At 72.6% G+C, this 22,918-nt stretch carries 19 protein-coding genes; 8 read left to right on the top strand and 11 right to left on the bottom strand.

Features of this window, described 5'->3' with window-relative positions:
* Positions 1 to 112 precede the first annotated feature (112 nt).
* Positions 113 to 1,375 carry an extracellular solute-binding protein gene (locus ACFWFZ_RS11470; RefSeq protein ID WP_387120097.1) on the bottom strand — a complete coding sequence of 421 codons (1,263 nt, stop codon included), beginning with the start codon at positions 1,373 to 1,375 and terminating at the stop codon, positions 113 to 115.
* Positions 1,376 to 1,539: 164 nt separating this feature from the next.
* Here ACFWFZ_RS11470 and ACFWFZ_RS11475 point away from each other — a divergent pair, with 164 nt between their 5' ends.
* On the top strand, positions 1,540 to 1,755 hold the full coding sequence (locus ACFWFZ_RS11475) for a dodecin (protein ID WP_030663252.1): 216 nt from the start codon (positions 1,540 to 1,542) through the stop codon (positions 1,753 to 1,755).
* A 241-nt stretch (positions 1,756 to 1,996) separates the two neighbouring features.
* Here ACFWFZ_RS11475 and ACFWFZ_RS11480 read toward each other — a convergent pair whose 3' ends face one another.
* On the bottom strand, positions 1,997 to 2,491 hold the full coding sequence (locus ACFWFZ_RS11480; RefSeq protein ID WP_387120100.1) for a hypothetical protein: 495 nt from the start codon (positions 2,489 to 2,491) through the stop codon (positions 1,997 to 1,999).
* A 239-nt stretch (positions 2,492 to 2,730) separates the two neighbouring features.
* On the opposite strand from ACFWFZ_RS11480, the gene ACFWFZ_RS11485 reads away from it, so the two are divergent.
* Positions 2,731 to 5,139, top strand: coding sequence for an ABC transporter (locus ACFWFZ_RS11485; protein WP_387120104.1), 2,409 nt, complete (start codon positions 2,731 to 2,733; stop codon positions 5,137 to 5,139).
* 9 nt (positions 5,140 to 5,148) lie between these two features.
* On the opposite strand, the gene ACFWFZ_RS11490 is transcribed toward ACFWFZ_RS11485, so the two are convergent.
* The 4 genes from ACFWFZ_RS11490 to ACFWFZ_RS11505 form a co-directional block, all read right to left on the bottom strand.
* Positions 5,149 to 5,799 carry a hypothetical protein gene (locus ACFWFZ_RS11490; protein WP_387120107.1) on the bottom strand — a complete coding sequence of 217 codons (651 nt, stop codon included), beginning with the start codon at positions 5,797 to 5,799 and terminating at the stop codon, positions 5,149 to 5,151.
* Between the two features lie 129 nt (positions 5,800 to 5,928).
* Positions 5,929 to 6,675 carry a succinate dehydrogenase/fumarate reductase iron-sulfur subunit gene (locus ACFWFZ_RS11495; protein ID WP_387120109.1) on the bottom strand — a complete coding sequence of 249 codons (747 nt, stop codon included), beginning with the start codon at positions 6,673 to 6,675 and terminating at the stop codon, positions 5,929 to 5,931.
* Positions 6,672 to 8,621 carry a fumarate reductase/succinate dehydrogenase flavoprotein subunit gene (locus ACFWFZ_RS11500; RefSeq protein ID WP_387120112.1) on the bottom strand — a complete coding sequence of 650 codons (1,950 nt, stop codon included), beginning with the start codon at positions 8,619 to 8,621 and terminating at the stop codon, positions 6,672 to 6,674. Before ACFWFZ_RS11500 ends, ACFWFZ_RS11495 begins: the two co-directional genes overlap by 4 nt.
* Before the next feature lie 2 nt (positions 8,622 to 8,623).
* A complete protein-coding gene (locus tag ACFWFZ_RS11505) occupies positions 8,624 to 9,319 on the bottom strand; it encodes a succinate dehydrogenase (protein ID WP_387120114.1) in 696 nt (231 codons plus the stop codon).
* 72 nt (positions 9,320 to 9,391) lie between these two features.
* Between ACFWFZ_RS11505 and ACFWFZ_RS11510 the strand changes: the two genes are divergently transcribed.
* On the top strand, positions 9,392 to 10,270 hold the full coding sequence (locus ACFWFZ_RS11510; RefSeq protein WP_387120117.1) for a LysR family transcriptional regulator: 879 nt from the start codon (positions 9,392 to 9,394) through the stop codon (positions 10,268 to 10,270).
* Between the two features lie 221 nt (positions 10,271 to 10,491).
* Here ACFWFZ_RS11510 and ACFWFZ_RS11515 read toward each other — a convergent pair whose 3' ends face one another.
* Together ACFWFZ_RS11515 and ACFWFZ_RS11520 are read right to left on the bottom strand one after the other, a co-directional pair.
* Positions 10,492 to 12,633 (bottom strand): putative bifunctional diguanylate cyclase/phosphodiesterase, encoded by a 2,142-nt coding sequence (locus ACFWFZ_RS11515; RefSeq protein ID WP_387120643.1) that lies wholly within the window; start codon positions 12,631 to 12,633, stop codon positions 10,492 to 10,494.
* A gap of 98 nt (positions 12,634 to 12,731) precedes the next feature.
* Positions 12,732 to 13,562, bottom strand: coding sequence for an SAM-dependent methyltransferase (locus ACFWFZ_RS11520; RefSeq protein WP_387120646.1), 831 nt, complete (start codon positions 13,560 to 13,562; stop codon positions 12,732 to 12,734).
* A 937-nt stretch (positions 13,563 to 14,499) separates the two neighbouring features.
* Between ACFWFZ_RS11520 and ACFWFZ_RS11525 the strand changes: the two genes are divergently transcribed.
* From ACFWFZ_RS11525 to ACFWFZ_RS11535, 3 genes are all read left to right on the top strand, one after another.
* Positions 14,500 to 14,625: a hypothetical protein gene (locus ACFWFZ_RS11525; RefSeq protein WP_387120120.1), complete on the top strand. Its 126-nt coding sequence runs from the start codon at positions 14,500 to 14,502 to the stop codon at positions 14,623 to 14,625.
* 31 nt (positions 14,626 to 14,656) lie between these two features.
* A complete protein-coding gene (locus ACFWFZ_RS11530) occupies positions 14,657 to 15,427 on the top strand; it encodes a hypothetical protein (protein WP_387120123.1) in 771 nt (256 codons plus the stop codon).
* 183 nt (positions 15,428 to 15,610) lie between these two features.
* Entirely contained in the window at positions 15,611 to 16,255 is a 645-nt protein-coding gene (locus ACFWFZ_RS11535; protein WP_387120126.1) for a hypothetical protein, read from the top strand.
* A gap of 118 nt (positions 16,256 to 16,373) precedes the next feature.
* Here ACFWFZ_RS11535 and ACFWFZ_RS11540 read toward each other — a convergent pair whose 3' ends face one another.
* A complete protein-coding gene (locus tag ACFWFZ_RS11540) occupies positions 16,374 to 16,892 on the bottom strand; it encodes a hypothetical protein (protein WP_387120129.1) in 519 nt (172 codons plus the stop codon).
* A 375-nt stretch (positions 16,893 to 17,267) separates the two neighbouring features.
* Between ACFWFZ_RS11540 and ACFWFZ_RS11545 the strand changes: the two genes are divergently transcribed.
* The gene (locus ACFWFZ_RS11545) at positions 17,268 to 17,930 is read left to right on the top strand and encodes a class F sortase (protein WP_387120132.1); all 663 of its coding nucleotides are present in this window, start codon (positions 17,268 to 17,270) and stop codon (positions 17,928 to 17,930) included.
* 52 nt (positions 17,931 to 17,982) lie between these two features.
* Here ACFWFZ_RS11545 and ACFWFZ_RS11550 read toward each other — a convergent pair whose 3' ends face one another.
* Together ACFWFZ_RS11550 and lysX are read right to left on the bottom strand one after the other, a co-directional pair.
* Complete coding sequence (locus ACFWFZ_RS11550) at positions 17,983 to 18,897, bottom strand: polysaccharide deacetylase family protein (RefSeq protein ID WP_387120135.1); 915 nt, start codon at positions 18,895 to 18,897, stop codon at positions 17,983 to 17,985.
* A gap of 91 nt (positions 18,898 to 18,988) precedes the next feature.
* Positions 18,989 to 22,291, bottom strand: a complete 3,303-nt coding sequence (gene lysX, locus ACFWFZ_RS11555) for a bifunctional lysylphosphatidylglycerol synthetase/lysine--tRNA ligase LysX (protein ID WP_387120137.1) — start codon at positions 22,289 to 22,291, stop codon at positions 18,989 to 18,991.
* Between the two features lie 83 nt (positions 22,292 to 22,374).
* Between lysX and ACFWFZ_RS11560 the strand changes: the two genes are divergently transcribed.
* Positions 22,375 to 22,836, top strand: a complete 462-nt coding sequence (locus ACFWFZ_RS11560) for a universal stress protein (RefSeq protein WP_387120141.1) — start codon at positions 22,375 to 22,377, stop codon at positions 22,834 to 22,836.
* The last annotated feature ends 82 nt before the right edge of the window (positions 22,837 to 22,918 follow it).

Below are 22,918 nucleotides of genomic sequence, written 5' to 3' on the forward strand. Positions count from 1 at the left end.
CCGTGACCGGCTGGATTCGACATGACCGCTCTGCGGCCCTCGGGTGTGCGGACGCTGAACTCGCCGGTACCCGGCGCGGCGGCGGGACTCCTCGGCGGGCACCGCCGCCGGGTCAGCGGTCCGAGCTGAGGACCCGGCCGATCTCCTCGGAGGCCGCGCGGGCCGCCTGCTTGGGGTCCTGGCCGGTGAGTACGGCCGTCATGTAGGGCTTGATCGGGTTCTTCGCCTCGACCTCGGCCCAGCGGGCGGAGGCCGGGGTGGCCCGGCCCTGGGCGGCGCCGGGAGCCATGTTGGTGGCGCCCTCGTTGCCCTCGACCACGTGCGCGAGGGTGGTCTTGTTCGGTACGTAGCTCATCGTGCGGGCGAGTTCGGTCTGCCACTTCTCGCTGACCAGGGCCGTGATCACGTCGACGGCGGCCTTCCGGTTCCCGGTGCGCTCCGGGATGATCAGGTCCGAGCCGCCGGTGAAGACGGAGCCCGCCTTGTCGGAGGACTTGCCGGGGATCGGGAAGAAGCCGAGCTTGCCCTTCAGCGCGGGGTTGGCCGCCTCGATCTCGGCGGCCTGGCCGGGCGGGGCGATGATCTGGGCGACCTGGCCTCGGGCGAAGACCTGCGACTGAGGGGGCGTCTCCTCATCGGCGTCCTTGGGGCCGTCCCCGAGGCCCTGGAGCTGCTTGTAGAACTCCATGCCGGCCAGGGCCTTCTCGTCGTCGAGGGTGCCGACCCATCTGCCGCCCGTCTCGACGGCGAGCTCGCCGCCCTCGTCCCAGATGAAGCCGGCCAGGACGTACCAGTTCTGGCCCGCGAGGTAGATGCCCTGGCGGTCTCCCTTGTCGAGCTTCTGGGTGACCTGGATCCACTCCTGCCGGTTCTTGGGCAGGGTCTTTATCCCGGCGTCGGCGAAGAGGTCCTTGTTGTAGACGACCACGCGGTTGGCGGCGTACCAGGGGACGCCGTACTGGGCGCCGTTGACGCTCGCCGGCTCGGCGAGGCCCTTGAGCCAGTGCTTGCTGTCCCACTCACGCAGTCCCTCAAGGGTGAGTTCGGACAGGCCCTTGGTCTCGATGTACTGCGCGACCTGGGTGTTCCCGACCTCGATGACGTCGGCGGGTTCCTTGCTCGTGCCCCTCAGGACAGCGTTGACCTTGTCGCCGATGCCCGTCCACTCCTGGATCCTGACGTCCAGGTCGACATCGGGGTGCTCCTGCTCGAAGGACGCGGTGAACCGGTCGACGAAGTCCTCGGAGGCGCTGCCCTTCATCAGCCAGAGCGTCACCTTCTGGCGCCCTGCGGCCGGATCGGCCCACTGGCTGCAGCCCGTGAGGGCGGTCGCGGCCGCGAGGGCCGTGCACACGGCGAGGAAGCGCATCTTCAAGAGGGTCACCTTCTGGGGCTCGGTCTCGGATGGCTCGAAATTGGCATAGACCAATAGGCCGGTCAAGGGTCTTTCGCTCGGGATTGTTGGCGCAAAGTTCGCGCAGCAGGACTTACTGGGGCACCGTAGAACCAGGCAAAAGCGACCCACTGTCGGGAGACTCCATGTCCAACCACACGTACCGGGTGACCGAGATCGTCGGCACCTCCCACGAGGGCATCGATCAGGCCATTCGCAACGGCATCGCCCGGGCGGGCCAGACCGTACGGAATCTGGACTGGTTCGAGGTGGTCCAGGTACGCGGCCACATCGAGAACGGGGAGATCGCCCACTACCAGGTCGGGCTGAAGGTCGGCTTCCGACTCGAAGGCGAGGACTGAGGCCCGTCCCCTGCGGGTGGTAGGCCGGCCGGCCCGGCCGTAGCGCACTGCCGGGCCCGGCGGGCCCGCCCCGCCGACGGGACTGCCGTGACCGGCGGGACCGGCGGGACCGGCGGGACCGGCGGGACCGGCGGGACCGGCGGGATCGGTGTAACCGGCGGGATCGGCGGGATCGGTGTAACCGCGGGACTGGTGTGTCGGGCGTGTCGGGCGGACACCCCCCGACGCTCCCCTGAGCCGCTCAGGTCCGGCCCTCAACCTCCTGGCCGGACTTGAGCTCGGGCGCGTCCGCCGCCCAGTCGGCGACGAGCACGCGGAAGCCGGCCGCCCGCGCGGCCTGGCAGACCAGTTCGTCGTCGTCCACGAGCACGCGTACCTCCCGGCCCCGGGCGATCCGGCCCAGAACCTCCAGCTTGGTCGTCCGGGCCGGCCGCCGGTCCTGGTTGCCGCGCATCCACAGCCGCCCCTCGGGCAGACCGTGCCGGGTGAGCCACTCCTCCGTGTCCGGCCGGCACCGCTCGGGCCGCCCGGTCAGGTACACCACCTCGCAGTCGGCCGCCCTCTCCACCGCCAGGGCGATCCCGCGCGCGAGCGGCGGATCGGCCGGGGCCGCGGCGAAGAAACCGGACCAGTCCCTGGGGCGGCGCTCCAGGAAGTGCTGGCGGTGGGCGGTGTCGGCCAGGGTGTTGTCGATGTCGAAGACGGCCAACGGCCGCGAGGTGCGCTTCTCACTCATCCGGCCAGCCTAGGCCGTGCCACGGAGGCCGCCCGGGGATCCCCCAGGCGTCCCCCGGGCGTTGACTCCTGCGCGATCCGCAGACTCCCCGTACTCGGCCGGTCGCGCAGCGGACGAACTCCTGGTCCCACCTCGGCCTACGACCATCGGGCCCCTCCGGGACTTCTCCACCCGGCCGGCCCGGATCGCGGGCCTGCGGCCGTGAGGGCTTCCCGGGACCGGGCCGTAAAGTGGGACGAATGCACCAGCCCACCGAACCCCCGACCGGCCGCGATCCCTACGTGCGGGTGCGGGGCGCCCGGGAGCACAATCTGCGCGGCGTCGACGTCGACATCCCGCGCGACGCGCTGACCGTGTTCACCGGGGTGTCCGGTTCCGGGAAGAGCTCGCTCGCCTTCGGCACGCTGTACGCCGAGGCCCAGCGCCGGTACTTCGAGTCGGTGGCCCCGTACGCCCGCCGCCTCATCCACCAGATCGGAGCCCCGAAGGTGGATTCCGTCACCGGCCTGCCGCCGGCGGTGTCGCTGGAGCAGCGCCGCTCCTCCCCCGGCTCACGCTCCTCGGTCGGTACGGTGACGCTGCTGTCCAACTCCCTGCGCATGCTGTTCTCGCGGGCCGGTACGTATCCGCCGGGCGCGCCTCGGCTGGACTCGGACGCGTTCTCGCCCAACACGGCCGCCGGCGCCTGCCCTTCCTGCCACGGCCTCGGCCGCGTCCACCGCACCGGCGAGGAGCTGCTGGTCCCCGATCCCGGCCTGTCGATCCGCGAGGGCGCCATCGCCGCCTGGCCGGGTGCCTGGCAGGGCAAGAACCTGCGGGACATCCTGGAGACACTCGGCCACGACGTGGACCGGCCGTGGCGGGAGCTGCCCGCGAAGGACCGCGAGTGGATCCTGTTCACCGAGGAGCAGCCGGTGGTGACCGTGCACCCGGTGCGGGACGCGGACCGGATCCAACGGCCCTACCAGGGCACGTACATGAGCGCCCACCGCTATGTCATGCGGACGTTCTCCGACAGCAAGAGCGCCACCCTGCGGGCCCGCGCCGAGAAGTTCCTCGCCGACTCGCCGTGTCCGGTGTGCGAGGGGCGCCGGCTGTGCCCGGAGGCCCTCGCCGTCACCTTCGCCGGGCGGACCATCGCGCAGCTCGCGTCGCTGGCGCTGACGGACCTGGACGCCGTACTGGCCTGCGCGCCCCTGGACGGGGAGGCCGCGCGGGTCCTGGCCGACGACCTGCGGTCGCGGATCGGGCCCGTCACGGAGCTGGGGCTCGGCTACCTGAGCCTGGACCGGACCGCGCCGACCCTGTCCGCGGGCGAGTTGCAGCGGCTGCGGCTGGCGACGCAGCTGCGGTCGGGGCTGTTCGGCGTGGTGTACGTGCTGGACGAGCCGTCGGCGGGGCTGCACCCGGCCGACACCGAGGCGCTGCTCGCCGTACTGGACCGGTTGAAGGAGGCCGGGAACACCGTCTTCGTCGTCGAGCACCATCTGGACGTGGTGCGGCACGCGGACTGGCTGGTGGATGTGGGCCCGCTGGCCGGGGAGCGCGGCGGGCGGGTACTGCACAGCGGGCCGCCCGCGGCCCTGGCCGGCGTGGCGGAGTCGGCGACCGCCCGGCACCTGTTCGCGGCACGTGAGCCGGCTGCGCCTGCCCGGGCGGTGCGCGGGCCGGCCGGGGAGGTGCGACTGAGCGGGGTGGACCGGCACAACCTGCGGGGCCTCGACGCGACCTTCCCGCTCGGGGTGTTCACCGCGGTGACCGGGGTGTCGGGGTCGGGGAAGTCCACGCTGGTCGGCCAGGTGCTGGCCCGGGAGGTCGGTGAGCGGATCGCCGAACCGGGATTCCCCGTACGCCGGCTGGTGGAGGTGGACCAGAAGCCGATCGGCCGGACCCCGCGGTCCAACCTGGCCACGTACACCGGGCTGTTCGACGTGGTGCGCAGGCTGTTCACGGCGGCGCCGCAGGCGCAGGCGCGCGGCTGGAAGGCGGGCCGGTTCTCCTTCAATGTGGCGGGTGGCCGGTGCGAGACGTGCCAGGGCGAGGGCTTCGTCTCGGTGGAGCTGCTGTTCCTGCCGAGTACGTACGCCCCGTGCCCCGAGTGCGGCGGCGCGCGGTACAACGCCGAGACGCTGGAGGTCCGGTACGGGGGCCTGGACATCGCGGAGGTGCTGGGGCTGACGGTGGAGTCCGCGGCCGGCTTCTTCGCCGGTGTGCCGGCGGCGGCGCGCAGCCTGCGGGCACTGGAGGAGATCGGGCTGGGCTACCTGCGGCTGGGGCAGCCGGCCACCGAGCTGTCGGGCGGCGAGGCGCAGCGGATCAAGCTGGCGACGGAGCTCCAGCGGCAGCGTCGGGACCACACGCTGTACGTGCTGGACGAGCCGACGACGGGGCTGCACCCGGCCGATGTGCGGGTGCTGCTGCGGCAGTTGCACGGCCTGGTGGACGCCGGGCATTCGGTGGTGGTCGTGGAGCACGACATGGACGTGGTGGCGGGCGCGGACTGGGTGATCGACCTGGGTCCGGGCGGCGGCGCCGAGGGCGGCCGGATCGTCGCCGCCGGCACCCCGCAGGAGGTGGCGGCGGCGGGCCGGGGCCGGACGGCGGCGTACCTCGCGCGGGCTCTGGAGGCGGGCACGCGGCAGGGGTGATCGGGGCGGTCAGGCGTCGCCGGACAGGAGCTGCTGGGGCAGTTCGCGGAAGCTCCACTGCCCGCTGCGGCGGGTGAACTGCCAGACCAGGTCGTAGCGGTCCGGCCAGGTCGCGGGGAGGCCGAGGACCTGGTGGGCGCCGAGGGCGCGCACCAGGCGGGGGATGCCGGTGTGCTCCCAGCAGACGAGTACGGGCATGGGGCCGGCCAGCGCGGCGTGTGCCAGGGCGGCTTCGGCGCCGACGGCGAACTCGGCGCGTACGGGGGTGCGCAGTGCGGTGGCCAGGGCGGTCACGGTCTGCCGGCACCGGGCGGGGGCGGGGGCCTTGCCGCCGGCGGCGAAGACGGCGGCGGGGCGGGGCAGCGCGGAACCCCTGGCCGGCGGGAAGAGCCGCGGCAGCGCCTCGGCCCGGCGCCAGCCGCGCCGGGCCAGCGAGCCGGGGTCGTCCTCGCCGTCCTCGTCCCGGCCGGAGTCTCCGGCGTACGGTTTCTCCGCGTGCCGGATGACCATGATCACGGCGTCCTCGGCGTCCGGCTGCTGCCCGGCGGCCGGGGGGCGGGGCGCTTCCTCACCGGAGCAGCCGGCCGCGGCCAGGGGCGCGAGGGCGGCGGCCAGTACGGCTCTGCGGCGTGGTCCGGTCCCGGCGGGGGCTTGTGGCATGGGGCCAACTGTCTCCCATGGCCCGGGCGCCGCCGGGGCGCGGCGCGGGGGCCGCCCGGCCGGTCAGCCGATCGGCGCAGGGTCCTGGCGGGACGGCGGGGCCCTGCGCCGGGCTGTCGGTCGGCCGGGTCAGCGGGGGCCCTTGCGGACGGCGCGCAGCCACTCCTTGTTCATCGCGGCGATCGACGGCAGCGGGATGCCCTTGGGGCAGGCGGTGGCGCACTCGCCGGTGAGGGTGCAGCCGCCGAAGCCCTCCTCGTCCATCCGGGCCACCATGTCCAGGACGCGGGTCTCGCGTTCCGGCGAGCCCTGTGGGAGGACGCCCAGGTGGTTGACCTTGGCGGAGGTGAAGAGCATCGCCGAGCCGTTGGGGCAGGCCGCCACGCACGCGCCGCAGCCGATGCACTCGGCGTGTTCGAAGGCGAAGTCGGCGTCGGCCTTGGGCACGGCGGTGGCGTGTGCCTCGGGGGCGGAGCCGGTGGGGGCGGTGATGTAGCCGCCGGCCTGGATGATCCGGTCGAAGGCGCCCCGGTCGACGACGAGGTCCTTGACGACGGGGAAGGCCGCGGCCCGCCAGGGCTCGACGTCGATCGTGTCGCCGTCGCCGAAGGACCGCATGTGGAGCTGGCAGGTGGTGGTGCGCTCGGGGCCGTGGGCGTCGCCGTTGATGACGAGGCTGCAGGCGCCGCAGATGCCCTCGCGGCAGTCGTGGTCGAAGGCGACCGGGTCCTCACCGCGCAGGATGAGGTCCTCGTTGAGGGTGTCGAGCATCTCCAGGAAGGACATGTCCTCGGAGATCCCGTCGACCTCGTACGAGGCCATGTGGCCGGGGGCGTCGGCGCCGCGCTGGCGCCAGACGCGCAGGGTGAGCTTCATGCGTAGCTCCGCTGGGTGGGGTGGACGTGCTCGAAGACGAGGTCTTCCTTGTGCAGGACGGGGGCGATGCCGGTTTCGGTGAACTCCCAGGCGGCGGCGTAGGCGAAGGCATCGTCCTGGCGGGCCGCCTCGCCGTCCGGGGTCTGGGACTCCTCGCGGAAGTGGCCGCCGCAGGATTCGGTGCGGTGGAGCGCGTCGAGGCACATCAGCTCGGCGAGTTCGAGGTAGTCGACGATGCGGTTGGCCTTCTCCAGCGACTGGTTGAACTCCTCGCCGGTGCCGGGCACCCTGATGCGGCGCCAGAACTCCTCACGGATCTGCGGGATCCTCATCAGGGCCTTGCGCAGGCCGTGTTCGCTGCGGGCCATCCCGCAGTACTCCCACATGAGTTCGCCGATCTCGCGGTGGAAGGAGTCGGGGGTGCGGTCGCCGTCGACGGCGAGCAGTCGTGCGAGCCGCTCGCGGGTCTCGCGTACGACGGCCACGGCCTCGGGGTGGGTGTCGTCGACGGTGTCGCGGTGGGGGTTGCGGGCGAGGTAGTCGTTGATCGTGGAGGGGAGCACGAAGTAGCCGTCGGCGAGGCCCTGCATCAGGGCGGAGGCGCCGAGGCGGTTGGCGCCGTGGTCGGAGAAGTTGGCCTCGCCGATCGCGAAGAGCCCGGGGACGGTGGTCTGCAGGTCGTAGTCGACCCACAGGCCGCCCATCGTGTAGTGCACGGCGGGGTAGATCCGCATGGGGACCTCGTACGGGTTCTCCGCGGTGATCCGCTCGTACATGTCGAAGAGGTTGCCGTACTTCTCGGCGACCTTGTCGCGGCCCATGCGGCGGATGGCGTCGGCGAAGTCGAGGTAGACGCCCTGGCCGCCGGGGCCGACGCCGCGGCCCTCGTCGCAGACGTTCTTGGCGGCGCGGGAGGCGATGTCGCGGGGCACGAGGTTGCCGAAGGAGGGGTAGATCCGCTCCAGGTAGTAGTCGCGCTCCGCCTCGGGGATGTCGGCGGCGGGGCGGGTGTCGCCCTTGGCCTTGGGGACCCAGATTCGGCCGTCGTTGCGCAGGGACTCGCTCATCAGCGTGAGCTTGGACTGGTGGTCGCCGGTGCGCGGGATGCAGGTGGGGTGGATCTGGGTGAAGCAGGGGTTGGCGAAGTAGGCGCCGCGCCGGTGCGCCCGCCAGACGGCGGTCGCGTTGGAGTTCATGGCGTTGGTGGAGAGGTAGAAGACGTTGCCGTAGCCGCCGCTCGCCAGGACCACGGCGTCGGCGTAGTGGGTGGAGATCTCGCCGGTGACCAGGTCGCGGGCGACGATGCCGCGGGCGACGCCGTCGACGACGATCAGGTCGAGCATCTCGGTGCGGGCGTGCATCTCGACGTTGCCCGCGGCGATCTGCCGGGAGAGGGCCTGGTACGCGCCGAGGAGGAGCTGCTGTCCGGTCTGGCCGCGGGCGTAGAAGGTGCGGGAGACCTGGACGCCGCCGAAGGAGCGGGTGTCGAGGAGGCCGCCGTACTCGCGGGCGAAGGGGACGCCCTGCGCCACGCACTGGTCGATGATCTCCACGGAGATCTGGGCGAGGCGGTGGACGTTGGACTCGCGGGCGCGGAAGTCGCCGCCCTTGACGGTGTCGTAGAAGAGGCGGTGCACCGAGTCGCCGTCGTTGCGGTAGTTCTTGGCGGCGTTGATGCCGCCCTGCGCGGCGATGGAGTGGGCCCGGCGCGGGGAGTCGGAGAAGCAGAACTGGACGACGTGGTAGCCCTGTTCGGCGAGGGTCGCGCCGGCCGAGCCGCCCGCCAGGCCGGTGCCGACGACGATGACGGTGTGCTTGCGGCGGTTGGCGGGGTTGACGAGCCTGGCCTCGAAGCGGCGGCGGTCCCAGCGTTCCGCGATGGGGCCCTCGGGGGCCTTGGTGTCGGCGACGGGCTCGCCGGTGGTGTGGTGCGCGTAGCTGCTCACGGTCAGTTCACCATTCCGGTCATGACGGCGACGGGGACGGACACGAAGCCCGCGAAGAGGACGGCGGCCAGGCCGCCTGCGAGGGACTTCAGCGTCCGCTCGCGCCGGGCCCGGCCCGCGCCGAGGGTCTGGGCCGCGCTCCAGAAGCCGTGCCGGACGTGCAGGCCGAGTGCGGCCATGGCCACGATGTAGATGGTGTTCCCGTACCAGGTGGAGAAGGTCGCGAGGACGTTCTCGTACGGGTGGCCGGCCCAGGCGCGCTCGTTGACGGTGAGCGTGGTGAGGTCGAGCAGGTGCCAGACGATGAACAGGCCGAGGATGACGCCGCCCCAGCGCATGGTGCGGGTGGCGTAGCTCGCGCGGCGGCGCTTGTGGACGTACTTGACCGGGCGGGCCCTGATGTCGAGCCGGCTGAGCTGGTACGCGGAGACGGCGTGCGCGACGACGGCGGCGAGGAGCACCACGCGGACGATCCACAGGGCCCACTCGTGGTGGAGGAAGGGCGAGCCGAGGGTGCGCAGCCAGTGGGCGTAGCCGTTGAACTCGTCCGCCCCGAAGAAGATCTTGAGGTTGCCGAGCATGTGCACGACGAGGTAGCCGAGCATGATCAGCCCGGAGACCGCCATGACGGTCTTCTTTCCGATGGTGGAGCCCCAGAGCGAGGGACCGCTCGTCCGGGTGCGCGTTGCCAGAGCCATGCCTTCGACGGTAGGGACGCAGGACCCGAAAGGTCCAAGACATGATGCCGGTCATCCTGATAGACATGGCCTATGCAGTTCCAGCAGCTCCTCTACTTCGTCGCCGTCGCCGAGACCCGGCACTTCACCCGGGCCGCGGAACGGGTGCACGTGGCCCAGCCGTCGCTCTCCCAGCAGATCAAGGCGCTGGAGCGGGAGCTGGGGGCCGAGCTGTTCAGCCGCGCCCGGGGCAACATCACGCTGACGGACGCGGGCGAGGCGCTGCTGCCGCTGGCGCGGCGGATCCTGGCGGACGCGGACACGGCGCGGCTGGAGGTGCAGGAACTGGCGCAGCTGCGGCGGGGCCGGATCCGGCTGGGGGCCACGCCGAGCGTGTGCACGGGCCTGCTGCCGGGCGTGCTGCGCGCCTTCCACACGGCGCATCCGGGGATCGAGCTGCTGATCGAGGAGAGCGGTTCGCTCGACCTCGTACGGGAACTGGCGCGCGGGGCGCTGGACCTCGCCCTGATCGCTCTGCCGTTGCCGCCCTCGGCGCCGGCCCTGACGACGGTGGAGCTGCTGACGGAGGACCTGGTGGTGGTGTCCTCGACGAAGCTTCCGGCGCCCGGCGGGGGCAGGGAGCTGACCATCGCCGCGTTGCGCGACGAACCGATGGTGATGTTCCGGCACGGCTACGACCTGCGGGAGCTGACCGTGGCCGCCTGCCGGGCGGAGGGTTTCGAGCCGTCCTTCACCGTGGAGGGCGGCGAGATGGACGCGGTACTCGGCTTCGTGCGGGCGGGGCTGGGCGTGGCGGTGGTCCCGGCGATGGTGGTGGCCGGCGCGGACCCGGGGCTGCGGACGACCCCGCTGGCCGGCTCGCCGCTGCGCCGGACGATCGCGCTGGCGCACCGCACCGACGTGGCTCCCCCGCGCGCGGCGCGCGAGCTGCGGCGGATGCTGATGGCGTGACGCCGTCGCCCCCCGGGCTTGGCGGGCCTCAGGCCCTCAGGCCCTCAGGCCCTCAGGTTCTCGGGACCTCAGGCAGGGCGGGCAGGACGGGGTGGGTCGGCTTGGCCGTTCGGACCCCCGGCCGCGGGACGGAGGTCCGACTGGACTGACGTGGCGCCGCGCGCCGGAGCCGGGTGCCACCGGGCCCGCCCCGCCCGGGCCACCACGGGCCCGGGCAGCGGTCAGGAGGGAGTCGGCACCGCGTCGGACAGGGACAGGGTGTGGATGCGGTCGGGGGCCCCGGGGCGGGCGTAGTACCAGCCCTGGGCGGTGTCGCAGCCGAGCGCGCGCAGCTGGGCGGCCTGTGCGCCGGTCTCCACGCCCTCGACGGTGACGGCGAGTTCGAGGCTGTGGGCCAGGGCCACGATCCCCTCCACGATCTTGACGTCGACCGGGTCGGCAGGCTGCTGCTGCATCCCCTGGGTGAAGGAGCGGTCGAGTTTGAGCACGCTGACCGGCAGGCGCCGCAGGTTGGCCAGGTTGGAGTAGCCGGTGCCGAAGTCGTCGAGTGCGATGTCCACGCCGAGTTCGGCGAGCCGGCGCAGCGGCTCCAGCAGCTCGTCGTCAGCGCCTATCAGGGCCGACTCGGTGACTTCCAGGCACAGCGCGCCCGGGGCGAGGCCGGACTTCTCCAGCACCGCCACGGTGTCGGCGACCAGACCCGGGTGGTGCAGCTGGGTCGGCGAGAGGTTGACGTTGATCCGCAGGGCCGCGCCCCCGTGCTCGCGCTGCCAGACGCGGGCCTGGCGGACGGCCTCCTCAAGGACCCACCGGCCGAGGGGCACGATCAGCCCGGTCCGTTCGGCGAGCGGGATGAAGCGGTCGGGGCCGAGCACCCCGTACTGCGGGTGGGACCAGCGCACCAGCGCCTCCGCGCCGTGCACGGTGCCGTCGCGCATGTGGACCAGCGGCTGGTACTCGATGAAGAACTCGCCGCGCTCCAGCGCCGCCGGCAGGGCGTTGGTCAGGCCGTGCCGGGTGATCGCGCGCGCGTCGGCCTCGGCGTCGGCGAACTCGAAGCGGTTGCCTCCGGCCGCCTTGGCCCGGTACATCGTGATGTCGGCGCTGCGCAGCACCTCGGCCGGGGTGCGCTCCTTGGCCCGTCCCTCGACGATGCCGATGCTGCCGCGGACCGACAGCTCGCGGCCCTCCAGCCGGATCGGCGTCGAAAGGGCCGTCAGGATGCGGACCGCGAGGTCGGTCACCTTCTGCTCGGTGTCGGAGCCGGTGGTCAGGGCGACGAACTCGTCGCCGCCGAGCCGGGCGACGACCTCGCCGGGGCCGGTCGCGCAGCTCTGCAGCCGGTCGGCGACCTCCACCAGCAGCCGGTCCCCCGCCGAGTGCCCGAGGCTGTCGTTGACCGCCTTGAAGCCGTCGAGGTCCAGGTAGCACAGGCCGTAGCGGTCTCCCCCGGAGCCGCTGAGGGCCTTCTCCAGGCGCTCGAAGAACAGCGTCCGGTTGGGCAGTCCGGTGAGGGCGTCGTGGGTGGCCTCGTAGCGCAGGCGCAGGTTCAGCAGCCGGCGTTCGGTGGTGTCCTCCATCAGCGCCAGCTGGTACTGCGGCTTGCCTTCGGCGTCGCGCAGCAGCGACACCGTGAGGTTGGTCCAGAGCACGGTCCCGTCGTGGCGGTAGTACGGCTTCTCCACGCGGTAGCTCTCACGCTCGCCGCGCACCAGCTCGCCGTACATTCGCCATACGTGCGGGGTGTCGTCGGGGTGGCCCCATTCGCTGACGTTGCGGCTGCGGACGTGCCCCTCCAGGCCGCCGAACATCTGGAGCAGCGTGTCGTTGACCTCCAGGACGTTCCCGTCGAGGTCGGCGATTCCGATGCCGACGGCCGCGCCCTCGAATACCGCCCGGAAGCGCTCCTCGCTCGCGTGCAGGGCCTGCTGGGCGTCGGTGCGGGCGGTCAGCGCGGAGCGGGCGATGGCCTCCTGCTCGCTGAGGGTGCGCTCGCGCAGCGCCCGCGCGTATCCGGCGGCGATGGCGTGCTGGAGGCGTGCGCAGCGCGAGTGGTACTCGGCGGTGGCCTCCAGGCCGGCGCCGTCGAGTCCGTCCGGTCCGCAGTAGAGCACCAGGTAGGACTCGATCACGCCGAGGGTGCCGGCCAGGGCCTCGGGGTCGGTGCAGTGCACGGCGACGAGTTCGGCGCCCACCCGCTGCGCCACGGCGGCGTCGAAGGGCCGGGCGTGCAGGGCCTCGGTGAGCGTCCGGGTGAGCGGAACGAGGTGCCGTTCGAACTCGGGCCGGGTCAGCGAGGTCGCGGTGACCGGGAAGATCGCCCGTCCCCAGATCGTGGCGAAGCGGGAGATCCGGTCCTCGATGCCGCCGTTGGGAGCCCCCGCGGATTGCGCGGTCGGCGCCGGTGCGGCCGCGGGCGCCGCGACGGTGTTCGGCGCGCCCGCCGTCTGTGCCGGAAGTCTCACGCCTTGCGTCCCACGCCGCCATAGCCCGAGAAGGCGTAGGGGTCCTCCGGCGCCTCGCCGTCCTCCCCGTCCTCGGAGCGGTCCGGGCGCCAGTGGGGCATGGAGACCAGCCCGGGCTCCACCATGTCGAACCCTTCGAAGAAGCGGGCGATCTGCTCCCCGGTGCGCATGACGAGGGGGTTGCGGATGTTGCGGTAGACGCCGACAGTGCCGCTCGCGACCTCCTCCGTGAGCGGGATGCCCTCGTAGGAGGCGTGCGTGAGGATCAGCAGGCTGCCGGGCGCCAGCGCGTCGCGCAGTTCGGCCACGGCCTCGCAGGGGCGGTCGGCGTCCTCGATGAAGTGCAGGACGGCGACGAGGAGCAGGGCGACCGGGCGGTCGAAGTCGAGGAGCCGTCCCACCTCGGGGGCGGCCAGGATCTCCTTGGGCTTGCGCAGGTCCGCGGCGACGACGCCGGTGTGCTCGTCGTCCAGGAGGACGGCATGGCTGTGCGCCACGGCCACCGGGTCGTGGTCGACGTAGACCACGCGGGCCCCGCTGCTGGCGGCCTGGGCGACCTCGTGGACGTTGCCGAAGGTGGGGATGCCGGAGCCGATGTCGAGGAACTGCGTGACGCCCTCGGCGACGGCGTGCCGGACGGCACGGCGCATGAACGCCCGGTTGGCCTGCATGATCTTGGGCAGTCCCGGCATGAATTCCATGGCGCGTCGGGCCGCCTGGCGGTCGACCTCGAAATTGTGGGACCCGCCGAGGTAGTAATCGTAGATGCGGGACACGCTCGGCACCGAGATGTCGATGCCTGGCGGGGCCCAGGCGGGGCGCTCCATCGGGATCTCCAAGCGTTGTTCCTGCGGCGGTCCGTGCGGGGTCGGACTCCTGTCCGAGCCGAATGTACTGATCATTGACCAACAGGGCGAGCAAAAGCGGAAATTGGCGATCCGTTCTTCGTCACACACCAAAGGGCCCGGCGGTGCCCCCGGGGCAAATGAACGGTACCGACAAATCCCTTTTGGGAATTGACCACAGGATGATCGGACTCGACTGCGGCGGCTCCGCGGCTGGCTCAAACCTTTCCGGTCGACACTCCACCCGTTCAGGCGAACCGGGGTCGAGCCTCCCGTGCGCGTGGGCGCGCGGGCCCATGCTCCCGGGGTGAACAGAGCCTGTGCCAGGCGCCTGCTGGCGGTCCCGGTCCTGCTGTGGGCGGCCTTGTCCGTCACGCCGGCCGTGGCTGATAGCAGCGCCTACGCGACGACCGACTCCGGCGACGGTGCGACCGCCACCACAGTGGTCGCGGTGGCCCCCGGCGACGACCGCGGACGCGGCCCGGGTGGTGGACATCACGGCGCCGGCCTCCGCTCGGACCACCGCTCGGACCTCCGCTGGGACCACCGCTGGGACCACCGCTCCGACCACGGAAGACACCGTGGTGGCGGCCGCGGTGGCCGGCACCACGGCCACCCCGGCTGCCCACCGCCGCCACCACCGCCGTGTCCGCCGAAGCCGCCTCCGAAGCCCACCCCGCCGCCCGAGCCGAAGCCCACGCCGCCACCGCCGAAGCCCACGCCGAAGCCGGCCCCCACTGCGACCCCGCCACCCCCGAAGCCCGCCCCGGCGCCAGCCCTGGCGGCGCCGCGGCCCGTACCGAAGCCCGTCCTGCCCGCGCCGCCCCCGCCGAAGCCGGCGCCCGCCCCGCCCCTCGTGGCCACGGCACCCCCACCGCCACCGCCGCCCCCCGCGGCGACAGCGCCCCCGCGGAAACCGGTGGCCCGCCCCGTGTACCGCGCGGAGGCCCGTAAACCGGTCGAGCACCACATCTCGCCGGTGACCTTCACCTTGCTGACCGCGGCTCCCGCGGTGCTCGCGATCGTCGCGCTGCGCCCTCGGTGATCCGCCCACCGTCGAACGATCTGGAGTCATCTTGTCGGAATGGCTCGTCCTGTCCCTCGCGATGGCCGCGGCCTGTGCCGTGGTGCTGTCCATCGCCTTCTTCAATCACCGCAGGATCGGCGAGGACGACGATCCGAACGAGACCCCGGACGTCATCGAGTACATGACGATGATGATCGGGGTGATCTACGCGATCGTGCTGGGCCTGGCGATCGCGGGCGTCTGGGAGGGCCGCGGAGCCGCCCAGGAGTACGTACGCCAGGAAGCGCAGGCCCTGCACGAGATCAGCGTCCGCTCGCATGTCTACCCGGCCGAGGTCCGGGCGAAGATCCGGTCCGACGTCGACGCGTACGTGGCCTTCGTGGTGGACACCGAGTGGAAGGCGATGGCCGACGACGGCGAACTCACGGACCGCGGCGGGGAGCTGCTGGAACGTATCCGCCGCGACGTCACCGACTACGAGCCGCAGACCGACCACGAGGGCCAGGCCTACCAGCCGCTCGTCGACCAGGTCGCGGTGGCCGACGACGCCCGCAGCGCACGCGGCGCGAGCGCCGGGGCCACCATGCCGGGGGTGGTCTGGTTCGGGCTGATCACCGGAGCCCTGATCACGGTGGGCCTGATCTTCACCCTGCAGATCAGGCGCTCGTTCCGGGAGATGCTGCTGGCCGGGCTGTTCAGTGCCCTGATCGCGTTCCTGCTGTTCCTGATCTGGGACTTCGACGCGCCGTTCGGGCGGGGCATCTCGGCCACCGCCGAGCCGTTCCTCACGCAGTTCCCGCACCTGGATCTCGGCGGCTGACTCCGCCCCGCAAACCGGGGACGGGCCTCTCGTCCCCGGTTCGGCCTACGGCCATGCCCCATTCGCCCGTTCCTGATCGCGGGTCCCGGCACCCGCACCTAGCGTGGCGGACATCGAGGCGCACGACCCCCCACGTGCGGAAACCGTTCCGCTGCTGCTCCTCGGGGATCCGGAGAACCAACCATGGGTGCGATACGTACCTCCGCCACCGCCCTGCTGAGTGCCGGCGCCACGTTCGCCGTGCTCACCCTCGGAGCCCTCGGCGCGCCCGCCGCGTTCGCGGCCGAGGCCCGGTCCGAAGCCCAGGCCGTACCCCAGACCGAGAAGTACGCCGACAGGCACGCCGAGAAGCGGGCCCGGCAGGTCACTTCGTTCGGCTTCACCCTCACCCCCTCGACCGTCGCCCCCGGCGGCCAGGTGGTACTCGCGGTCAGCGGCTGCAACGCCGCCTACTCCACCGCCTCCTCCGGTGTCTTCGACACCGTGAGCATCGCGCGCGGCCAGACCGTGCGGGTCACCGTGGACCGGGACGCCCGGCCCGGAGCCCTCTACTCCGTCTCCTTCACGTGCAACGGGGAGACCGGCTCGACCGACCTGACGATCGCCGGCGGCACGACCAGGCCCACCACGAGTTCCACCCGAACGGGCACCGCCACGGCCCCGGCCCCCGTCACGACCGGCGCATCTCTGGGTGTCCGCGGCGGCCTGGGCGGCAGCGTGGCCGGGATGGACCCGGTGGAACTCGGCGCCGGCGCCGGCCTCTTCCTCGCCGCCGCGGCCGGTACCGCCTACGCCCTGCGCCGCAGGGCATCCGGCCGCGGTCACTGAGCCCCCCGCATGTGCCCCTCCACCGCCGGTCGCCCCGGATCCTCGGGGAGGACGCGGGGCGACCGGCGGGAGCGGGCGGTGGCTGAGGCGGACGGTGGCCGACCGGAAAGGCCGACGGTCAGCTCCGGCCGCGGAGCGGACGGCGACGGCGCAGCACGTGGGCGCCCGCGCCCAGGGCGGATGCGCCGACCAGGCCCGCGCCGATGGCCGTCTCCGCGGTGGACGGGCCGAAGGATCCGCCGATGCCGCCCTGCGAGGGGTTGCCATGCAGGATCCGGAAACGGGCCGTGGCGATCAGGTTGCTGTCGTTGCACTTGACCGACAGCGTGTGGGTGCCCGGAGAGGCGTGGTTGAAGATCCGCACGGTCGCGAACCCGATCGATCCGGGGGAGAGGTTGGCCGGCGAGAAGTTGCCGTGCGAGGTGACGGTACCGCCGTGACCGCAGCCGGCCGCGCTCACCTGCATCGTGGACCCCTGGTGCACGGCGAACGGGTTCACCGAGATGTTGCTGGGGCCGTTCCCACCCCCATTCCCACCCCGGCCCCCGGGGTCCTGGTTCGCGGAGGCGAGCGGGGCACTGAGGCCGAGGGCGGCGCAGGCTGCCGCCGTCACGGTAAGAGCGCGCAAGACACGCATGGTGGAACCTCCAGCGGAAAGCGCCCCGGAGCGTCGGCCCCGGATGATCGACGAGAACGCCTCCCACGTCGAACCCTCCGGTCGCACCGCAATCTCCGCATTTCCGGCTTTGGGCCGCCCGGTTGAGCGACACGCCGAAGCGCGGGCGGCCGGGCTGACGGATCCGCAGGTCACGACCCGTCAGGCATTTATGTGACGATTACCTGGATGGGCGCATCCCTTCCGGCCCCTTCCGGCCCCCTCCGCGGCCGCGGCCACCCGTTCGCCCCTCCCCCCTCGCCGACCTGCCGCCCCGGCCTTAGCGTGCGTGAGGTAGGGCGTACAGGGGTGGGACAGGAACGCGGGTCGGGACCCCCGCGTCGGGAAGGGAGAACGATGGGCGAGGACGAGACAGGGCAGTCACGCAAACGCTCACCGTGGGGCGTACTCGCCCTGGTCATGCTCAGCGGCCTCGCCATGGTGCGCAACGGCGTGAACATCGACGACGGGCCGCCCCAGCCCACCGCGGCCTCGGCCGTCGCGGTGACGGCCGACCAGTTGCCGGCGAATCCGCCGACGCCGCCCGCGGACATGGAGCTGCTGGAGCACTCCTCCGTGCAGCGCATCCGGATCCCCACGATCAACGTGGACGCGCCGGTGATGACGGTCGGGCTGGACGCGGAGGGCTGGATCGACGCCCCGCCGCCGCAGGACCGCAACCTCGCGGGCTGGTACCTCAACGGCATCTCGCCGGGGCAGCGGGGCTCGGCGGTGATCGTGGGCCACGTGGACAACGCGCAGGGCCCGGCGGTCTTCTACGGCCTGGGCTCGGTCAAACCGGGCAACCACATCGAGGTGGAGCGCTACGACGGGCGCACGGCGGTGTTCGAGGTGTACGGGGTGGAGGTGTTCTCCAAGGAGGCCTTCCCCGGAGCCCGTGTGTACGGGGACACCGGGCACGCGGAACTCCGCGTGATCACCTGCGGCGGCGGCTACTCCAAGGCGCGCGGGTACGACGGCAACGTGGTCGTCTTCGCCCGGATGGTCGAGGCCCGCTGAACAGGGGCCGGGGAAACCCCGGCCCCGCCCTCCGCCCCGCCCCGCCCCGCCCTCAGTACGACGCCACGCCGGACAGCGTGGGCAGCGTCATCCGGTAGCCCCGCGCGAGCAGTTGGGGCAGGTAGGAGGCGATGGCCTGGACGCTCTGCGTCCGGTTGCCGCCCGCGTCGTGCGACAGGACGATCGCGCGGGGCCCGGCGCCGCGCATGACCCGGGAGACGATCGTGGTCACGCCGGGCTCCTCCCAGTCCAGGCTGTCCACGGTCCAGGCGAGCGGTTCCATCCCCAGCTCGGCCCCGATCTCGAAGGCGGCCCGGTTCCACGCCCCGTAGGGTGCCCGGAACCACTGCGGCGCCTCGCCGACGGCCTGCTGTACGACCTCGCTCGTGCGGCCGATCTCGGCGGCGAGGGCGGGCCGGCTCAGCTTGGGGATGTGCGGGTGGGTCCAGGTGTGGTTGCCGATGACGTGCCCCTCGGCGGCCATCCGGCGCAGCAGGTCGCGGTTCTCCGCGGCCATCTCGCCGCACACGAAGAACATGGCGCGCACGCCGTATCGGCCGAGCGTGTCGAGGATGGCCGGTGTGTAGCGGGGGTCGGGCCCGTCGTCGAAGGTCAGCACCATCGAGCTGTGGGTGCTCGCCTCGGCCGGGAGTTCCAGGATGGGCCGGGTCCGCACGGCCGGTTTCACGGCGGCCGGCCGGGCGGGGGCGTCCGCCGTCATGGGGCGCAGCCGGTAGGACTTCTCGGGCAGGGCCCGGGGGACCGATCCGGGCGCCCCCGCCGCGGGGTTCGGGCCGGGCCCGGCGGCGGGACCCGGTGCGCTGCCCGTGCCCGGCACACCGGACGATCCGGGCGTACCGCCCTCGGTGCCGTTGCCGGTGGTGATCAGTCCCGCGGCCGCGACTCCGAGGAAGACGGCGGTGCGCAGGAGCACGCGCCGCCCTACTGTCGGCTCGTCTTTTTTCATTATTACTACGTATCAACGACATCCCCGCAGATGTCGAGAGGCGCGGACGCGCCCCGCCCCGCTCACTCGTGCGGACCAGCCCTGCGCGCGGTCAGCCACGCCTCACCAGGGGGAAGGGGAGGGTCTCGCGGATCGTCAGGCCCGTGAGGAACATGACGAGGCGGTCCACGCCGATGCCGAGGCCGCCGGTCGGCGGCATCGCGTATTCGAGGGCGTCCAGGAAGTCGTTGTCGAGTTCCATGGCCTCCGGGTCGCCGCCGGCCGCGAGCAGGGACTGGGCGGTGAGCCTGCGCCGCTGTTCGACGGGGTCGGTCAGCTCCGAGTAGGCGGTGCCGAGTTCGGTGCCGAAGGCGACGAGGTCCCAGCGCTCGGCGAGCCGGGGGTCCTTGCGGTGCTGGCGGGTGAGCGGGGAGACGTCGGTCGGGAAGTCCTTGTAGAAGGTGGGGAGTTTCGTCCGCTCCTCCACCAGCCGCTCGTACATCTCCAGGACCACGTCGCCGCGGGTGTCCTCCGGTCCGTGCGGCACCTTGGCCCGGTCGCAGAGCCGGCGCAGCACGTGCTCCTCGGTGTCGGCGTCGACCTCCTCGCCGAGGGCCTCGCCGATGGCCCCGTACATGGTCTTGACCGGCCAGGGCCCGGAGATGTCGTGGACGACGAGCCTGCCGTCGGCGCCCGCCTTGTGCGCGACCGGCGAGCCGTAGGCCGCGGTGGCGGCCGACTGGATCAGTTCCCGGGTGAGGTCGAGCATGACGTCGTAGTCGGCGAAGGCCTGGTAGGCCTCCAGCATCGTGAACTCGGGGTTGTGCTTGTAGGAGACGCCCTCGTTGCGGAAGGTGCGGCCCATCTCGAAGACCTTCTCCATGCCGCCGACGCAGAGCCGTTTGAGGTACAGCTCGGGCGCGATGCGCAGGTACAGGTCGAGGTCGTAGGCGTTGATGTGGGTGCGGAAGGGCCGGGCGTTGGCGCCGCCGTGCACCTGCTGGAGCATCGGGGTCTCGACCTCCAGGTAGCCGCGGTCGAGCAGGCCCTGGCGCAGGGCCTGGACGGCGCTGGAGCGGGCCCGTACGACGTCGCGCGCCTCGGGGCTGGCGACGAGGTCGAGGTAGCGGCGCCGGACCCGGGCCTCCGGGTCGGCGAGACCCTTGCGCTTGTCGGGCAGGGGGCGCAGGCACTTGCCGGTGAGCTGCCAGGACCGGACCACGAGGGAGAGCTCGCCGGTCCTGCTGGCGCCCGGCTCGCCGGTCACGAGGACGTGGTCGCCGAAGTCGACCTGGGAGGTGAAGGAGTCCAGCACCTCGGCGCCGGCCTCGTCGCGGGTGAGCATCAGCTGTATATCGCCGGACCAGTCGCGCAGCACGGCGAAGACCACGCCGCCGAGGTCGCGTACGACCATGACGCGCCCGGCGAGGGTGGCCGGCTCGGCGGTACGGGCGTCGGGCGGGTGGCTGGGGTGGGCCGCCTTCAGCTGGGCGACGGTGTGGGTGCGCAGACGGATCCCCACCGGGTAAGGGTCGGTGCCGCGGGCCCGGATGCGGTCCAGTTTGGCGTGGCGGACGCGTACCTGTTCGGGCAGCCGCTCGGCGGGGACGCCCGGCAGCTCCTCCCCCACGGCGTCCAGGCCCAGGGATGCGATGGGGGGCAGCCCCTCGGTGGTGGCGGGGGCGGTGACGCCTTTGGGGTGGCCGTTGCCCCATAGCGTGCGCAGGCTGGGTACGGAGACGAAGCCCTCGGCGATGCCGGAGGCGAGGCTGACCCGGGCGAGCGAGCCGGCGTCCTGGTAGCAGAGGAACCGCGGGTACCACTCGGGGCCGTATTTGACGTTCGAGCGGTACAGCGCCTCCAGCTGCCACCAGCGGGAGAAGAAGAGCAGCAGCTTGCGCCACAGCTTGAGGACGGGACCGGCTCCGATGCGGCCGCCCTCCTCGAAGGCGGAGCGGAAGACGGCGAAGTTGAGGGAGATGCGGCGCACTCCGAGGCCGGGGGCGGCGGCGCACAGTTCGGCGACCATGAACTCCATGACCCCGTTGGGCGCGGTGCGGTCGCGGCGCATCAGGTCGAGGGAGATGCCGTCCCTGCCCCAGGGGACGAAGGAGAGCAGGGCGATCAGCTCGCCCTTGTCGTCGAAGGCCTCGACCAGCAGACAGTCCCCGTCTGCCGGGTCGCCGAGCCGGTCCAGGGCCATGGAGAAGCCCCGTTCGGTCTCGGTGTCCCGCCAGCGGTCCGCCCGGTCGATGATGGTCCGCATCTCGTCGTCGGAGAGGGCGGAGTGGCGGCGGATGACGGTGGTCGCGCCGGCGCGCCTGACGCGGTTGACGGCCTGGCGGGTGACGCGCATGTCGCGGCCGTCGAGGTCGAAGTGGGCGACGTGCAGGATGGCCTCGTCGCCCAGTTGGAGGGCGCTCAGCCCGGAGCGGGCGAAGGCGGTGGCGCCGGCCTCGGACGCGCCCATCACGGCGGGCTGCCAGCCGTAGCGGCCGGCCACGGCCAGCCAGGCGTCGATGGCAGGGGTCCAGGCGGCCGGGTCGCCCACCGGGTCGCCGCTGGCGAGGCAGACGCCGGCCTCGACGCGGTAGGTGACGCCGGCCCTGCCGTTGGGGGCGAAGACGACGGCCTTGTCGCGCCGGGTGGCGAAGTAGCCGAGGGAGTCGGACCGGCCGTACGCGCCGAGGAGGGCCCGGATGCGGGGTTCCTCGTCGCCGTGCAGGGCGGCGGTCAGGCGCTGGGAGCGGAAGAGGGTCGCGGCCGCGTTCAGCAGGGCGACGGCGCCGAAGAGGCCGAGGAGGAAGTACAGCGGCCTGGGCGGGCGTCCGTCGAACTGCCGGGCCGAGAAGAGGCCGCCGAAGACCTGTTTGGCGGCCCAGTCCAGCCACTGGCCGCGGGGCAGGGAGCCGGGGAAGAGGGCGACGAGCGCCCAGCCCAGGAGGACTGCGGCGAGCATGCCGAGGCCCAGCACGATCAGGGCGTGCCACAGTGCCCCAGGGCGGGACGCGGCATAGAACTCCTTGCGGGCGGCGATCAGTACGGCCATGGCGGCGACGGCCAGGGCCATCGAGGCGACGCCGATCCAGTAGTCGCCGACGGCGATGTCCAGCAGGTCGTCGACGATCAGCAGGGCCAGATAGGTGATGATCATCCACCAGGCGACCTTCTTGCGGGTGCCGAGGGCCGCGGCGAAGAGGAAGAGGAAGGCGGCGTAGGCGAGGTTCGCGCTGACCGGTACGACGATCAGGTCGAGGAACCGCACGACGTGCCGCAGGAGCCGCCGCAGCGTCGGGGAGAGCGAGAGCAGTGCGCACAGCAGGCCGATCGTCCCGAAGAACGCGCCGAACCCGTCGGGCACCCGGTTGAGGAAGCGGTTCCGGGTCCCGTGCGTCTCCTCCACGGTGGCACTCATGGTTCGCACTGTAGGGAGGGGTGCGCCGGTGCGCGCGCCGAGCGGGTGGGGGCGGCCGGCGGGCCACGGCCTATCCTCGCAGGGTGACGGAGCACGTGAACACGGGATTCGAACGCGGTACCGACGGCCCGAAGGTGATCCTGGCCGGGGTGGACGGTTCGGAGTCCTCGCTGCGGGCGGCGGCCTACGCGGCCGGGCTGGCCCGGCGGCAGAACGCCCTGCTGGCGCTGGTGTACGTCCAGCCGGTGGTGCCGGCCGGGGCGGCGTTCGGCGCGCCCGTGGCCGACACCACCGGGGAGATCGCGGAGGGGCTGGTGGCCGAGATCCGCGAGTCGGCGGAGCGGCTCAAGGGCATCTACGAGGTGCGCTGGGAGTTCCACACCTTCCGCGGTGACCCCTACGCCGGCCTGGTGAGCGCGGCGCAGGAGCTGATGGCGGACGCGGTGGTGGTCGGCGCCTCGGAGCAGGCGGGCCACCGCATCATCGGCTCGGTGGCGATCCGCCTGGTCAAGGCGGGCCGCTGGCCGGTGACCGTGGTGCCCTGACCGATGCCTGCGCCCGATCGGGGGCGAGTGAGCCGAAGGGGCGCGCCGGGGGAACAGGTCCGAGCGCGCGGAGGAAGCCGTG

Origin of the sequence: Streptomyces sp. NPDC060232, from assembly GCF_042726555.1 — a bacterium.
Classification (GTDB): Bacteria; Actinomycetota; Actinomycetes; order Streptomycetales; family Streptomycetaceae; genus Streptomyces.

Bases quoted from the DNA above. Each gene is read 5' to 3' on its own strand.
- ACFWFZ_RS11475 (WP_030663252.1), top strand. From the start codon at position 1,540: ATGTCCAACCACACGTACCGGGTGACCGAGATCGTCGGCACCTCCCAC.
- ACFWFZ_RS11480 (WP_387120100.1), bottom strand. From the start codon at position 2,491: ATGAGTGAGAAGCGCACCTCGCGGCCGTTGGCCGTCTTCGACATCGAC.
- ACFWFZ_RS11485 (WP_387120104.1), top strand. From the start codon at position 2,731: ATGCACCAGCCCACCGAACCCCCGACCGGCCGCGATCCCTACGTGCGG.
- ACFWFZ_RS11490 (WP_387120107.1), bottom strand. From the start codon at position 5,799: ATGCCACAAGCCCCCGCCGGGACCGGACCACGCCGCAGAGCCGTACTG.
- ACFWFZ_RS11495 (WP_387120109.1), bottom strand. From the start codon at position 6,675: ATGAAGCTCACCCTGCGCGTCTGGCGCCAGCGCGGCGCCGACGCCCCC.
- ACFWFZ_RS11505 (WP_387120114.1), bottom strand. From the start codon at position 9,319: ATGGCTCTGGCAACGCGCACCCGGACGAGCGGTCCCTCGCTCTGGGGC.
- ACFWFZ_RS11510 (WP_387120117.1), top strand. From the start codon at position 9,392: ATGCAGTTCCAGCAGCTCCTCTACTTCGTCGCCGTCGCCGAGACCCGG.
- ACFWFZ_RS11520 (WP_387120646.1), bottom strand. From the start codon at position 13,562: ATGGAGCGCCCCGCCTGGGCCCCGCCAGGCATCGACATCTCGGTGCCG.
- ACFWFZ_RS11535 (WP_387120126.1), top strand. From the start codon at position 15,611: ATGGGTGCGATACGTACCTCCGCCACCGCCCTGCTGAGTGCCGGCGCC.
- ACFWFZ_RS11540 (WP_387120129.1), bottom strand. From the start codon at position 16,892: ATGCGTGTCTTGCGCGCTCTTACCGTGACGGCGGCAGCCTGCGCCGCC.
- ACFWFZ_RS11545 (WP_387120132.1), top strand. From the start codon at position 17,268: ATGGGCGAGGACGAGACAGGGCAGTCACGCAAACGCTCACCGTGGGGC.
- ACFWFZ_RS11550 (WP_387120135.1), bottom strand. From the start codon at position 18,897: ATGAAAAAAGACGAGCCGACAGTAGGGCGGCGCGTGCTCCTGCGCACC.
- lysX (WP_387120137.1), bottom strand. From the start codon at position 22,291: ATGAGTGCCACCGTGGAGGAGACGCACGGGACCCGGAACCGCTTCCTC.